Below are 14,451 nucleotides of genomic sequence, written 5' to 3'. Positions count from 1 at the left end.
AAAGCAGGCTTCTGGACGAGCCAAAAAGCCATTTTCTCACAGCAAGCTTCCAAATCCCGCTGTATTTTTAATTGCGCTTTTGGGAAATAGAGAGAGAGTAAGGGTGTTGACCTTGAGATCGATCGCCCACAAAAATAACGTAAGTCCCCTTGTCCCCATAACCGGAAAATTCTACATTCCCCGCAGCAGCATTCGCCGGCAGGACGCAGAAACGCCCCCTCGGCCCCTGAATCATCAAAGTCGGAGCTCCAGCGGTTTGTACTGCAATCCGCCAGTAAGGTAAATCCTGCGTTACTTCGATGACGTGGTTCGGTGCTTGGGACACAAAACCGCAGTCGCCGCTATTGTTCGGGCCGCCGGAAACTCCAGAAACTCCCAGGGGTTCGGGAAATCCCGGAGCAATTTGTAACGGTTGGCTCCGAAGGGCACCGGCATCCGCTAAAATCATTGCCAAGGCTAGGGTCACGATCGAGCTAAACCACAGTTTGCCGCGATCGCCCGGATAATGGATCTTCATGTTTCCTCACACAATGGCATTTGGTTCTAGTTCTTTGACGGTAGGGGATAATGGCAGTTCCGAACACATTAATCTAAACAAACTTCCGAATTTTTTTATGAATCCTCAACATAACTTCAATTGGCAGCAAGCGTTCGGAGAACTAAAAGCTAAACTAGAACGATCGCCACTCATCACACAAAATTCAGACAGCTATCAAGCCCTCGGAACCTTATACAACCAATTACTCGACAAGTTTCAAAGACTCCCCAAACCCGGGCAGGTGGCAGCCTTTGCCGTCGGAGCGATAATTGTCCTGACAGTCTTCAATAGCCTCGTACAGCTAATTTCAGCGCTGATGACTCTTGCCGTTCTCGGAGTGCTAATCTACATAGCGTATAAATTGGCAATTTCCCCCCAGTCCTCAAATACTAACGACAAATAATAGGAATTTTTAAATATGGCTAACCCCACCGCGCCCAGCGGCATCAATCAACCCGATCCGTCTTGGCAAACACAATCCAAGCAAATGCCACTGCTGGTTCGCAGGTGCGGCGCTTGGGCCGTGGAAATTTCGTTAATTGCCGCCAGCGCCCTCGTTCCCTTCAGTATCGGGGTATTGGTCAACAAGGAATCTCAAACCGTGCCCCTCAATCCCTCAGTAGCAGCAGCATCCGAAACCGTCGCCCGTACTTTGGGCATACCCGTGCGCGATCGCAGCCCCAGAGTCGCACCCCTAACTAATCTATTCTGGTCAGGGGCGCTGCTGGCACCTGCAGTTTTAGCGGGGTGGCAACTGTTTTTGCTCGCCAGAACCGGTCAAACTCTCCCCAAACGCTGGTTTGGCGTCAAAGTTGTCACAGCGTCTGGTACTCCTCCGGGTTTTGGGCAAGTGCTAATTCGCGAAAGTTTGGGGCGCTGGGGAGTGCCTCTGGGCGTCGCTTACGGCATTTGGCGCTTGACGGGTGCGTTTCCGGATTTGGTGATTTTAGGGGGGCTGTGCGGCTTGGCAGTGCTCGCAGACGGTGCGGTTGCGTGGCGTTACAAACGGCAAGCGGGACACGATCGACTCGCGAATACTTTGGTCGTCAGCGCTCGATCGTCGAATGAATTGTCTGACAATCCTGTCCAGACTCAAGATTGGACTGAGGAAGACGCGCAGATTGCGGCTTTGGTTGTGACTCCACAAAGCGGGCTGAAAGTAAATCGCAGTTTGTGGAATTGGATGCGCCAACACCCGGGCACGACTTTAGTGATAGTTACCGTCGGCAGCGCGGGATTGATTTTAAGTTTGTTTGTCGGCACTCTCATCTACACTCAAACTCAAGCAAATATGCGGGATTCGCGACAGCGGAACGACGAATTATTTGTGGCTTTAGTCAGCAAATTGTCTCCCACATCGGCTAGCGGGGCAGCGGGCAGGCGATCGGCAATTTTGGCTTTGGGGGCAGTGGAAGACTCCCGCGCCGTACCGCTGCTAGCGGATTTGCTCGCTCAAGAAGACAACCGCGCCATGCTGGACGCGATCCAGCAAGCTTTAGTCAGTAGCGGGCCGAAAGCTTTGCCTGAGTTGCAGCGGTTGAATCAAGCCCTCAGCAACGACCTCGATTCCCTGCGCTTCGGCGGCAAAGCCCCGGAACGCGACTTAGCGGCCGCCCGCCAGCGAACAGTACAAAGGGCGATCGGCAAAATTCTCACAGTGTATAGCAGCCAGCTCAACGGCGCGGATCTCAGCCGCACGGATTTAGCTCAAAGCCCTGCCGGCCCGTCTCAGTTTACTTTAGTATTAAACAAAGTTGACTTGTCGGGAATTAAGCTGAGAAATGCCAATTTAACCAATGCCAGCTTGCAGGGAGCTCGCTTTTACGGCACCGGCGAAGACAGGCGTCCGGCTACCTTTGACGATTGGATTTCTGACTTGAGCGGCGCTAATTTGGAAGGAGTAAATTTGACCGGGGCGTCTTTGAACAGTGCTGTAATGAACCGGACTACTTTTGTGCGCGCTGTCCTGAACAAAGCTAATTTGTCAAGCGGCAATTTGAATTCAGCTAACTTTAGCAGTGCTATTTTAATTGGAGCAAATTTGCAGCAAGCACAGTTAAAAAACGCAAGTTTTACCGGGGCAGATATAGGAAGCGCGAATTTGTCGGGAGCGGATTTGTCAGGTGCGCGTTTGGGCAAAGTGAAGGCTCAAGGCGCTCAGTTGTCCTTGACAAATTTGTCTAAATCGGAATGGCAAGGTGCTGATTTGTCCGGTGCAGATTTGAGCGGCGCGAACTTACAAAATGCCGATTTGAGTTCGACTAAACTCGCCAACGTGAATTTAAAAGATGCTCGGTTGCAAGATGCTAATTTGCGGAATGCGGAGGTGAGTTCGGTTGATTTTAGGGGCGCAAATTTAGAGGGTGTGAATTTTAAAGGCGCTGTGTTTCTGGGGAAAACACCTCCAGATCAATTTATTCAAAGTCCGACTGGTAGTAAATCTGGTCGATTCCAAGGAGTTGATTTTGCCGAGGCTAAGAATTTAGATAAAAGTCAAATTGCTTACATTTGTTTGCAGGGGGGGATTCATCCGAAGTGCCCGCAGAAAAAGTAAGGATTGGTTGTTAGCGAGTAGGGTAATACAGTTGAGCAAAGAACTGGTAGGGTAAAATTATGAGCATTAAGCGAATCATTTATCTCATCCTAGCAATTCTGGGGCTTGTGCTGCCTTGGTACTATAACTTACAGTTTTTTAGCAATGCTGGCTTGCTCGACTTTGTAAACGAGAGTTCGGCTAATCTTGCTGCGAAATCGGTAAGTTTAGATTTGTTTATCGCAACTGTAGCAGGAAGCACTTGGATGTACGTCGAGTCGAAACGATTGGATATAAGTTTTGTATGGCTGTACTTACTTCTGGGCGTGCTTGTTTCGTTTTCATGTGCTTTCCCGCTTTTCTTGTTTGTGCGGGAAACCAAACTGGAAACATCAAGTGAAGTCTCAAGTTGAACATTTGTTTAACCGGTTAGTGCCGCGCAGCACAATAATTCAGTGCAGGCGATCGAGGTATTGTACAATTTCCGGTAAAATCACTGTTATAGGTTTGTAGTGATGACAGAAGTGCTCAGAATTTTATGAGGATTAAAGTTATCACTACAAATCAACTTAATACTTCTCGATCGAGATGGCATAATATTAATAGCAATTTCACTCATTTCTTGCTAAAAACTTTTGTGTAGAGTTTCGTTCTACAGACCCAACCTACTACTGCATTGTTGATTGATAGGACTTACGCACGGGCGGTCAGAAACCGGTTTTTTTTACCGAAAGACTCGTTACAGACGGCAGAACAGCGTAAAAAACCGGGTTTCAGCAGGTTTTGATGCGTAAGTCATAATTGAAATTGCTATTACGCAATAGCATCCGAACTGACAAGATTCTCAAATTGCGCCAATAGCATTCCATCACTCTTATTTGGAATTCCAAAAATTTTAGGTAGCTGACCTGTTTCAGCGAGAACTTGTCTCACTTCTCGGTTAGATACATCGGCTAGATTTTTGTTATTTAGAAGCGCATTAATCGCAGCGATACCCACACCTTGACCAACTGCGGCGTTGAATTCAACTATTCTGCCGACAGAACAGGCCAACCCTTCAAATCCAGAACACGGACTGACTACTGCCAGGTTAGGAACGTTTTTAATTAATGCGTGGCGGATGCCAATATTAAAGATAGGCTGTTTAAAACTCAGACTTTTAAACCATCCTAAACTGTTTGCTTTCTCGCCAATACCCGGGATGCCTCCGCGGACATCAAAATGATAGCTAAATGTTGCCAGTGCCTCATTACCTGGTACGCCACCTAACAGCATTTGTGCGCCCGTTAAAGGTTCTACAACTCCCGTCACATTGCCGGCGTGTCGGATATAAAGTTCTGAGGCATAAGTAACAGAAGTAGCCCCCAAACTCCTCAGCCAAGTTGTAAGAAATAACATCTCCTTTTGCATATTAGCCGTGGGTTTGCTCCCGCTTCTCGCTAACGCTTCTGCTTCGCTGGCGCTGACTGCAAATAAAATCGCATTCCACGAAAGTCTTTGATTTGGAAGTATTGCTATATTTCCCTCATCTAAAATTACGCCGGTTTCAGGAAAAGATAGTTTTATTCCTCTAAAGGAGTGGTAAGCTACAGACAGAGCCGGCGAGCGAACATCTATGTAATCGTTACCCGCCCACAGAGTTTTGAGATTGCCTCTAGTGTCGATCATTTCCCGCCGAAGTTCTTCTACTAGTTTGGCATCCTTGCCTGCAGCGTACAGCAAAAAATATTGACTCTCGGAATCGGCAAGGTTTGTGAAACGTTTGAGATAAATGTAATCGAGTTCTTTCAGTGCTCTTGCACTGAGTCCTTGGGTTTCAAAAACGAGGGTAACTGGAAGTTCTGAATTAGGCAGACCAAATGTTTCAAATCCCTTCAGCTTTCTCACGCCTGCGGCTTGAGCTAATTCGGCATTGACAGTGGCATCAATAAATTGCTTGCCGGCATAAACTATGCCTTTAGATGTGGTTATACTGGCAATTTTCTGACCTTCTTTATTGACTGATTGAATTTCTACTTTGCTGAGGATATCGACTCCAGCTTGTAACAGCATTTCTTTCAGCGCTGCACTGGCTTTGCGGGGGTCAAGTGCAATTGCGCTGACACCGGATTTTTGCAGGAACTCTTTATAGATTGCCGCCGGTGAACCAAAGATATCTAAATTTAAAGATTTTTGAAGTTCTTCACTAATCTGGCTTCTATCTAAATAAGCAAGGCCGCCTCTTACCAAATGCCCGCCAATTCCTTCTTGCAAGCTTCCTTTAGACATCAGCAGAACTCGCGGATAACGCTTTGTGCGGCGACGATATTCTCTGGCCGCCGAGATAACAGCGAGAACTCCTGGAACTTCATCACCAAAGCCGATGACATCGTAATAACGCAGATCCATGACCATTGTTTAATAACCTCTGCTGATTGTCATTTTTTCGAGCTGCATCTCAATGTTTTCCGTCAAACTCTCTGTTTTTTCCACATCTAGCTGCATTTTTCCTGAGTTTTGCGATAAATATTCACATATTCCTGGATGCGGCAACCGGGTTTTTTCCAGAAAATTTTTCGTTGAGGACGATCGATCTCGGTTTAAAAACTCGGTTTCTCAGCGTCTAGAGTCCGTCAGTCTGGTGCTCTTGATTGCCATCAGCTTAGATTATCAGGATCTATCCCCAACTCCCGCAGTCGCTGAGCTAGTCGATCGGAACGTTGGGCCAATCGATCGGCGCGCTGCGATTCCTGTTGGGCGCGCTGGGCTTCCTGTTGGGCGCGCTGCGATTCCTGTTGGGCGCGCTGCGATTCCTGTTGGGCGCGCTGCGCTGATTCTTTCACCTGTTCTTCAGGAGTCAGATAACGTTTTCCACCGGCATCATACCAATACAACCACTCCCTTGTCACCCCAGAATAACTTCCCCTTTCACAACCAATCCCCAAACCAATTTCTGGCATCCAAACTGGATTTCCTGGCTGCAACTCGTACTTCCCATTGACTAACTTGTGTACTTCCAAACGGGGTTTACGGCGGCGGCGGGAAGAATAAATCACGTAATAAAGTACGCCTAAAGCTTGATATTCCTCCAACTTTGTGCTGTATTCCTTGCGATAAGTTGGGGAAACTACTTCCAGCACAAAAGTCGGCAAAACATTTTCATCCCACAGCACGTAACTGGGACGCAATTCTTCATCGTAAAACCTTTCTACACCTAAACTCAAGAAAGCATCTGGCACAATGGCAGGTTGATCGGGGTGATAATAGATACCCATATCTATGCCAAAAAACCAGTCCATGCGTTCTGCCCAAAGTATCAGCAATATTGCTTTTAACAACCCCGGTATTAGTTCTTGCAGTTCGTTATCCACAGGCGTTTCATCAGAGTCTGGTAGTTCATCGGCTGAGGGCCAGTGCCTGGGCAAGTTGTACTGTAACATTGCGGCTTTCCTCAAAACTCATTAATATTATACCGTTGATTTGTTTGGCGATAGTATTGATTGAACGAATCGCGAAGACGCGAAGGAAAAGAAGAAAATATGATAGGTAATTTTGACAGAGTTAATCTGAATGAATTTTTGTAAAATATTTGCTGAGACTTACGCGATCGACTAAACTATGTCTAACCAGTCGGTTCTAATGGGGAGCAGCCGTTAGAGGAAACGGGGAAAGTTCGGTGCAAGTCCGGCGCTGTCCCGCAACTGTAATGAGAGTCATGTCGCTTTCTGAGTCAGGATGCCCGCCGATGTGTTAATTTACATAGTCTCATCTGCGAGGTTCAGCGTGAAGGCCAGAAATCGGAAATTGGTCAGCTTGGGATTGATGGCTGGCTTGAGTTGTTATATTGTCCTGGGATCGGCAACGCCCGCCGCAGCTATGCACATTTCGGAAGGTTTTTTGCCGGTGCAGTGGGCTGCGTTTTGGTGGATGGTGGCGTTGCCTTTTTTTGCAGTAGGTTTGCGATCGATTGCTCGCATTACAAAAGAACACCCGGAACTTAAACTATTGCTTGCTTTGGCGGGTGCGTTTACTTTTGTGCTTTCTGCTTTAAAAATTCCCTCGGTAACGGGCAGTTGTTCTCACCCGACGGGTACGGGTTTGGGTGCAATTTTGTTCGGCCCTTCGGTGATGGCGGTACTGGGGGCTTTAGTCCTGTTGTTTCAAACGTTACTGTTAGCGCACGGTGGCTTGACAACGCTGGGAGCGAATATGTTTTCGATGGCGATTGTCGGCCCGTTTGCCGCGTATTTTATCTATCAATTGCTGTTGCGAACTGGCAACCAGCGGGCGGCAATTTTTTGTGCGGCGGCTTTGGCAGATTTACTGACTTATGTGGTGACTTCGATTCAATTAGCGTTAGCTTTTCCGGCAGCAAGCGGCGGTTTTATGGCTTCGTTTCTCAAGTTTGTTGGCATCTTTGCTATCACTCAAGTACCCCTAGCAATCAGTGAGGGATTGCTGACTGTATTAGTCTGGAATTGGCTGCATTCTTACGGGAAGCAGGAGTTGGAAACTTTGAAATTATTGAGACAGGAGTCATAAGCCGTGAGTCAAAAAAACACAAGAAATCAGCAAGCTACTTCACAACAAAATTGGATGTTGGTAATTGCTGTCATCGCGCTTGCCGTTATTCCCCTAGTTTTTGTCCGGGGTGAATACGGCGGAGCGGATGGGGAAGCTGAGAAAGCGATTGCGGAAATTCAACCGGACTATCAACCTTGGTTTAACCACTTTTTTGAGCCTGCTAGCGGAGAAATTGAAAGTTTGCTGTTTGCGACTCAAGCGGCGCTAGGGGCTGGCGTAATTGGCTACGCGATCGGGCTGTACAAGGGGCGCACGGAATCTCATAAATCTGATGATGAATCGCCGTCGGAATAAATGGCGAATAAACGGCGAATAGAATTCGCTTCTACACATACAAAGTCCGCCTGCGCGGACTGAAAGACTTTGGAATGAACCATCAGATTGATAGTCTGGCTTATACAAATCGCTTGCGGGGGTTGCCGCCATCTCACAAGTTATCCTTTGCGATCGCCCTTTTAATTCTGTCTCTAGTTTCTGGGGCGATCGTCCAATTGTCGATCGCCCTTTGGTTGGCCGTCTGGATCGTCGTCTATGCGGGTATTCCGGGGAAACTGTATTTGCGGTTGCTGTCGCTACCATTGATGTTTTTGCTGACAAGTTTGCCTGCTTTGGCGATGGGTGCGGTTGCGGGCGATCGTATCCCGGCAATTGGGTGGGATATTTGGCAAGGTTGGGGCATTAGCACCGGCACTTTTTATCTCTATGTGAGCCGCTCTGGGATATACCAAGTGAGCTTGCTGTTTGCCCGCGCCTTCGCATCGACAAGCTGTATGTATTTCATCCTCTTGACGGTGCCATTTACCGAAATCTTGCAAATTCTCAGACAATTACGCTGTCCAGAGTTAGTCACAGAACTGCTATTACTAATGTATCGGTTTATTTTTAGCTTATTGGCGATCGCCGATGAACTTTGGATTGCTCAAAACTCGCGCTGCGGCTACCGCACTTGGAAGCTGGGAATGCACAGTTTAGGTATTTTAATCGGGCAATTGCTTCAGCGAACTTTGGAAAACTACCGTCAAGTCTCGCTGAGTTTAGCGTCGCGCGGCTTTAATGGAGAACTGCGCGTTTGGAATTCTTACCCTTACAAACCTTCGCGAAGATATACCTTGGAAGCCGTGTTTGGGTGTACAGTTTTAACTTTGTTAGGTGTTGTATTTTAATCTAATTAAACTTTGGGGCGGGCTAGAAGCCCACCCCACTCATGGTTTCAAGAAACAGGACTGTCAAAATTAGAGGTGCACCACCTTAGCAATTCTAAATGAATTGTGAGATGGGCTTCTAGCCCTTCCAAGCTAGAAGCAAACCATCCCAATCTTCATTTTATCAATATGACTTTTATGAACTAAAGTAATGATTTTTATGAATTGACCTTACAATAAACCTATTGAATAATTGTCATCAATAGCTGTTATGTAGGGAAATTACATTATGAACAAACGGCACTTCAAAAAAATACTTTATTTCTTAATGACCTCCTTGACCGTATTTATGGTCACAGTCACTCATGCAGCAGCCCAACAACTACCGTTTTACTGGGATAACATCAACGTCACAATCGACGTTCAGACGAACGGAGATATGTTAGTTACCGAAACCCAAAAATATGTGTTCACAGCCGACTACAACACTGAACGATATCGCTATATTCCTCTAGGTAAGGTAGATGAAATTAAAGATGTCACCGTTCAAGAAAATAATCAAATAATTCCGAGTAGTACGGGGATTGAAAACAATGAACTTTGGATTCGTTGGCAACATCGATTAAAAGCGCCAGAATCACATACTTTTGTCATCAAATATCGCGTGATAGGCGGATTGCAGCTACATGGTGAGAATACTCTAGTTTATTGGAAAGCTATTGCAGCGGGTCGCAAAGCTCCGATTAATACGGGAAAAGTTACGGTGAAATTACCAGAAGCTTTGTCAGGTCAAGTTCTCTCGTTTACGAATTTTGGTACAGCCGCAGTTCCGCGTCAAGTAGATCCTAAAACATTTGAGTTTGTGGCAAGTCAGCCTATTCCACCCGAACAAGAATTAGAAGTACAAATCGCATTTCCTCAGCAAATTTTGAATATACCTCAACCTAGTTGGCAACAAACTGGCAACCAAGCTCAATCTTCTTCGGGAGAACAAGGCTTTTTCCTAGACCCCGGAGCCATTTTTTTTCTAATGTTTTTCGGACTTTTTCCAGCTTTAGGAATTATCACATCCATTGCAAATCGACGCTGCCCTGAGTGTAAAAAGTTCCAGCTTAAACGAACTTATAAAGTTTTGATTCCTGCAACTACTAGCCGTTCAGGAAAGCAGCAAGTTACCCACCACTGCGGAAGCTGCTCTTACCATAACGAGTACGAAGCAATAATTCCAGTCATTAGCAATGACAGCGGTGGCGGTGGCGGTGGCGGTGGCGGTGGCGGCGGTGGCGGCGGTGGCGGTGGCGGCGGTGGCGGTGGCGGCGGTTAATATCAACGAGACTTACGCATCACAAGCAAAGAAACCGGGTTTTTACTCAATTTGGGGGTTGTAACCAAGTATTCTCGCAAAAAACCCGGTTTCTGAGCACCCGCGCCTCCAGGAATATTGTTGATAATTCTCGTATTCTCGTTAGTTTAGCGGGCAGGATTTGCATCAGGGCGATCGCACTTCCTGCAACAGCTATTACAAATATGACTTTTATGAACTTAATTAATGAATTATATGAATTGACGCGAACAGTAGTTGCATGAATAATTACAGTATCAAAATACCGAGAAAAAATTATGTATCAAGATACTAACAAAAAAAACAGTCCGCCGCCCATTGTTTTTATTATTGCCATCGGCTTAATTGGGTTTGGCGCATACAAGTTCCTTCCCAGTTTATTGAATGCCAAAACTTCAAATACACCTACATCTACATCTACTACACCGACACCGACAACGATCGCACCCGGAGCGATCGCCAATCGTATCAGTTTAGGAAATCAGATATTGCTGACATCCTACGCAACACCTGACAAACAAGCAGGAGTTCAAGCTTTTGCTGAGGGAAATTACCAAGCTGCCGCCCAATATTTTCAGGCATCGCTGCAAAAAAATCGCAACGACCCGGAAACGATTATCTATTTGAATAATGCCCGAGCCAGCAATGGTTCTTCCTTAAAAATTGCTGTCAGCGTCCCCATTGGTAGCAACCCCAATGTTGCCCAAGAAATCCTCCGAGGTGTTGCCCAAGCTCAAGATGAAATCAATACTAGCGGTGGCATCAACGGTGCCAAACTGCAAGTAGAAATTGTTAACGATGACAACAGTCCAGAAGTGGTCAGAGAAGCTGCAAAGACATTGACAAAAGATCCGAGTATACTAGCAGTAATTGGACACAATGCTAGCAACGCATCTCTCGAAGCTGCTCCGATCTATCAGCAAGAAAAACTGGTAATGGTGACACCGACGAGCTTTGCCAACAATCTATCAGGATTTGGGAGCTACATCTTTCGGACAGTACCCAATATTAGCTTAATGGCTGCTCCCTTAGCAGAATATATAGTTAAAACAGAACGCCAAACTAATATTGCTGTTTGTTATGACTCCCAAGCACCGGATAACATATCATTTAAAGATGAATTTGTGGCATCTCTTACTGCTGCTGGAGGCAAATTAGTTCCTACTGTTTGCGACTTTTCATTACCTTCTTTTAATCCCGACAAAGCCCTTGCCGATGCTGTCAGCAAAGGTGCACAAGGATTGATGCTAGCACCCCACGTCGATCGCATTGACCGTGCGATTTCTCTGGCTCGCATCAATCGAGGCAAATTGCCGCTCTACGGCAGCACTACGCTCTACACCTTTGAAACTTTAAAAGACGGACAAAAAGACGTTGACGGGCTTGTTTTGCCCGTTCCCTGGCATCCTGAAACTAATCCCGGTAGCCGTTTCCCAGAAAATGCCCGCCAGCGCTGGGGAGGAATAGTAAATTGGCGAACAGCAACGAGTTTTGACGCGACTCAAGCTGTCATCGCCGGCTTGCGTCAAAGCAATACGCGGTTCGGGTTGCAACAAGCACTCAGAAATCCGAATTTCTCGGCAGCAGGATCGAGCGAGGATGTGAAGTTTTTGCCCGCGGGCGATCGGGCTGGTAAGCCGATTTTAGTGCAAGTTAAACAAGGAGGAAGCACTGGCTATAACTTTGTCCCGCTGCGGTAAGTTTGTTAAGTGCGATCGGACTAATTATTCTTGTTCCCAGGCTTTGCCAGGGAAGGCGTAGCTGGAGGAAGAACCTCCAAACAATATCAAAATAAGGAGAAAAAATCATGTATCAAGATACTAACAAAAGAAAAAGTCCGCCACCCATTGTTTTTATAATCATTTTCGGCTTAATTGGGTTTGGCTCATACAAGTTCCTTCCCGGTTTATTGAATGCCAAAAGTTCAGATACACCTACATCGGGAACGAGTCCATCGGGAACGAGTCCATCGGGTGCGATCGCAACTCGCATGAGTTTAGGAAATCAGATATTGCTGACATCGCAAACAACAGCCGAAAAGCAAGCAGGCGTTACAGCTTTTGCCAAAGGAGATTACAAAGAAGCTGTTCAAAAATTTCAGGCTTCGCTGCAACAAAATCGCAACGATCCGGAAACGGTAATCTATTTGAATAATGCGAGAGTAAGCGATCGCACTTCTCTGAAAATTGCCGTCAGCGTGCCGAGCGGCAGCAACCCCAATGTTGCCCAAGAAATCCTCCGAGGTGTCGCCCAAGCTCAAGATGAAATCAACGCTATAGGAGGAATTAACGGTGCCGGTTTGCAAGTTGAAATTGTCAATGACAACAACCGTCCAGAAGTTGCAAAAGAAGTTGCAGCCGCCTTAGCAAATGACCCGAAAATTCTAGCGGTAATCGGACATAATGACAGCAATGCCTCTTTAGCAGCCGCTCCAATTTATCAGGAAAAGAAACTGGTAATGATCACACCTACCAGCAGTACGAATAATTTGTCAGGTTTTGGCAGCTATATTTTTCGGACAGTCCCCAATACTCGATCGATGACGGCTCCTTTAGCAGAGTATATCGTCAAACAAGTCGGCAAAAGCAATATTGCCTTCTGCTACGACTCTCAAGCTGCTGGTAAAGCTTCGTTTAAGGATGAATTTATTGCCTCTCTTTTAGCATCAGGTGGCAGATTAGTTCCTATTGTCTGCGACTTGTCAGCGCCGACATTTAATCCTAACGCTGCGATCGCGGATGCTGTTAGCCAAGGTGCACAAGGATTGATGCTAGCATCCCACGTAGATCGCATCGATCGCGCGATCGATCTAGCCCGTGCAAATCAAGGCAAATTAGCGCTTTACAGCAGTTCAACTCTTTACACCTTTCAAACGCTAAAAGACGGGCAAAAGGACGTTGACGGGCTTGTTTTGCCCGTTCCCTGGCATCCTGAAACTAATCCCAACAATCCATTTCCTAAAAATGCCAGTCAGCGCTGGGGAGGAGTAGTAAATTGGCGAACAGCAACGAGTTTTGACGCGACTCAAGCTGTCATCGCCGGCTTGCGTCAAAGCAATACGCGGTTCGGGTTGCAACAAGCACTCAGAAATCCGAATTTCTCGGCAGCAGGATCGAGCGAGGATGTGAAGTTTTTGCCCACGGGCGATCGGGCTAATAAGCCGATTTTAGTGCAAGTTAAACAAGGAGGAAGCACTGGCTATAACTTTGTCCCGCTGCGGTAAGCTTGTTAAGTGCGATCGCCCTCACATCTTGCACATTCTCAATCAGCCTTTCAGGGGGGACCATCCTGCCCGCCCCACCAGAAAATTCCCTCTTCGCTTCACAGGCATCTTGCCTGTTTATTCGCATGATTGAAATCTACTTTTGTCTTGAATTAGGAAAATTTTAAAGATAAACTAAAATAAGTAGATTAAAAGAGAGCGTTATATATGATCGCGCCAGTTGAAACCAAAACCTACACGGCTGAGGAATATCTAGAATTGGAAATCAATTCTCTGGATCGGCATGAATTTATCAATGGGGACATTGTTCTGATGGCTGGCGGTACACCGAATCACAATGAAATTACCACTAATTTAGTTGTTGCGCTGAAGCTGGCGTTAAAAGGGAAACCGTATCGGACTTTTGGTTCGGATCAGCGGCTGTGGATTTCCCAGCTTAATAATTATACTTACCCGGATGCGATGGTGGTAGCGCGCCCGATCGAGCTGCAATCTGGACGGACGGATACAATTACTAATCCCGTGTTTATTGCTGAGGTGCTATCTAAAGGTACTAAAGCTTATGACCGCGATGAAAAGTTTGCTGCTTATCGCAGTATTCCTAGTTTTCAAGAGTATTTATTTATCGCTCAATATCGGCTGCGGGTGGAGCAATATTCTAAAACAGATGCGAATAAGTGGATTTTTTCGGAATATAGCTGTATGGGCGATCGGTTGAGTTTAACATCTGTTGCTGTGGAAATTTCGCTGGCCAATTTGTATGAAAATATTGAGTTTGGTGAATAGGCGGACGGTTTTTTGTCAAATGTTCCAAATAGTGGTAATATTCCCGTATATCGATCGGCTCTGATGGAGAACAGCCATCAGACGTAAGGGGGAAAGTTCGGTGCGAATCCGGCGCTGTCCCGCAACTGTAAGGAGATTCTTGCTTCTCTGAGTCAGAATGCCCGCCGATTTGTTTGCAATCATGTTTTTCATCTGCGAGGTATGGATGATGGTGAGTTTATTATTTTTTTTATTATTGGATTGGGATTTTTTAACCGCAGATATCTGCCGATAAACGCAGATGAACGCTGATGTAATTTGATGGGCGTTCTAAAGCATATTGTA

The 14,451-nt window shown here is 46.3% G+C and carries 13 protein-coding genes and 2 riboswitches; of the genes, 10 read left to right on the top strand and 3 right to left on the bottom strand.

What is annotated here, in order from left to right; translation table 11 throughout:
- Window positions 1-67: 67 nt before the first annotated feature.
- A complete protein-coding gene (locus tag QUA80_RS04635; protein ID WP_333421861.1) occupies window positions 68-517 on the bottom strand; it encodes a hypothetical protein in 450 nt (149 codons plus the stop codon).
- Between QUA80_RS04635 and QUA80_RS04630 the strand changes: the two genes are divergently transcribed.
- The 3 genes from QUA80_RS04630 to QUA80_RS04620 are packed head-to-tail and all read left to right on the top strand — an operon-like array spanning window position 516 to window position 3,484.
- On the top strand, window positions 516-941 hold the full coding sequence (locus tag QUA80_RS04630) for a hypothetical protein (RefSeq protein WP_333421859.1): 426 nt from the start codon (window positions 516-518) through the stop codon (window positions 939-941). The genes QUA80_RS04635 and QUA80_RS04630 overlap by 2 nt on opposite strands.
- A 15-nt stretch (window positions 942-956) precedes the next feature.
- Window positions 957-3,092 (top strand): pentapeptide repeat-containing protein, encoded by a 2,136-nt coding sequence (locus QUA80_RS04625; protein ID WP_333421857.1) that lies wholly within the window; start codon window positions 957-959, stop codon window positions 3,090-3,092.
- Between the two features lie 59 nt (window positions 3,093-3,151).
- Window positions 3,152-3,484, top strand: coding sequence for a DUF2834 domain-containing protein (locus tag QUA80_RS04620; RefSeq protein ID WP_333336993.1), 333 nt, complete (start codon window positions 3,152-3,154; stop codon window positions 3,482-3,484).
- A gap of 400 nt (window positions 3,485-3,884) precedes the next feature.
- On the opposite strand, the gene QUA80_RS04615 is transcribed toward QUA80_RS04620, so the two are convergent.
- Entirely contained in the window at window positions 3,885-5,465 is a 1,581-nt protein-coding gene (locus QUA80_RS04615) for an FAD-dependent oxidoreductase (protein WP_333421855.1), read from the bottom strand.
- A gap of 242 nt (window positions 5,466-5,707) precedes the next feature.
- Window positions 5,708-6,490, bottom strand: coding sequence for a Uma2 family endonuclease (locus QUA80_RS04610; RefSeq protein WP_333421853.1), 783 nt, complete (start codon window positions 6,488-6,490; stop codon window positions 5,708-5,710).
- 174 nt (window positions 6,491-6,664) lie between these two features.
- A riboswitch (cobalamin riboswitch) is annotated at window positions 6,665-6,811 on the top strand.
- Window positions 6,812-6,872: 61 nt separating this feature from the next.
- On the opposite strand from QUA80_RS04610, the gene QUA80_RS04605 reads away from it, so the two are divergent.
- The 7 genes from QUA80_RS04605 (at window position 6,873) to QUA80_RS04575 (ending at window position 14,127) form a co-directional block, all read left to right on the top strand.
- Window positions 6,873-7,592 (top strand): energy-coupling factor ABC transporter permease, encoded by a 720-nt coding sequence (locus QUA80_RS04605; RefSeq protein WP_333422026.1) that lies wholly within the window; start codon window positions 6,873-6,875, stop codon window positions 7,590-7,592.
- Window positions 7,593-7,595: 3 nt separating this feature from the next.
- Window positions 7,596-7,928: an energy-coupling factor ABC transporter substrate-binding protein gene (locus tag QUA80_RS04600; protein WP_333421851.1), complete on the top strand. Its 333-nt coding sequence runs from the start codon at window positions 7,596-7,598 to the stop codon at window positions 7,926-7,928.
- A gap of 74 nt (window positions 7,929-8,002) precedes the next feature.
- A complete protein-coding gene (cbiQ, locus tag QUA80_RS04595; RefSeq protein WP_333421849.1) occupies window positions 8,003-8,797 on the top strand; it encodes a cobalt ECF transporter T component CbiQ in 795 nt (264 codons plus the stop codon).
- Window positions 8,798-9,065: 268 nt separating this feature from the next.
- Complete coding sequence (locus tag QUA80_RS04590; protein ID WP_333421847.1) at window positions 9,066-10,100, top strand: DUF2207 domain-containing protein; 1,035 nt, start codon at window positions 9,066-9,068, stop codon at window positions 10,098-10,100.
- Between the two features lie 296 nt (window positions 10,101-10,396).
- Entirely contained in the window at window positions 10,397-11,818 is a 1,422-nt protein-coding gene (locus QUA80_RS04585; RefSeq protein WP_333421845.1) for an ABC transporter substrate-binding protein, read from the top strand.
- A 107-nt stretch (window positions 11,819-11,925) separates the two neighbouring features.
- A complete protein-coding gene (locus QUA80_RS04580; RefSeq protein WP_333421842.1) occupies window positions 11,926-13,341 on the top strand; it encodes an ABC transporter substrate-binding protein in 1,416 nt (471 codons plus the stop codon).
- Between the two features lie 207 nt (window positions 13,342-13,548).
- A complete protein-coding gene (locus QUA80_RS04575; protein ID WP_333421841.1) occupies window positions 13,549-14,127 on the top strand; it encodes a Uma2 family endonuclease in 579 nt (192 codons plus the stop codon).
- Between the two features lie 38 nt (window positions 14,128-14,165).
- A riboswitch (cobalamin riboswitch) is annotated at window positions 14,166-14,310 on the top strand.
- Window positions 14,311-14,451: the final 141 nt, after the last annotated feature.

This window comes from Microcoleus sp. F4-D5 (genome assembly GCF_036704885.1).
Classification (GTDB): domain Bacteria; phylum Cyanobacteriota; class Cyanobacteriia; order Cyanobacteriales; family Microcoleaceae; genus Microcoleus.
The sequence above is the reverse complement of the archived record's forward strand: the minus strand, read 5'-3'. Positions and strand labels throughout refer to the sequence as shown.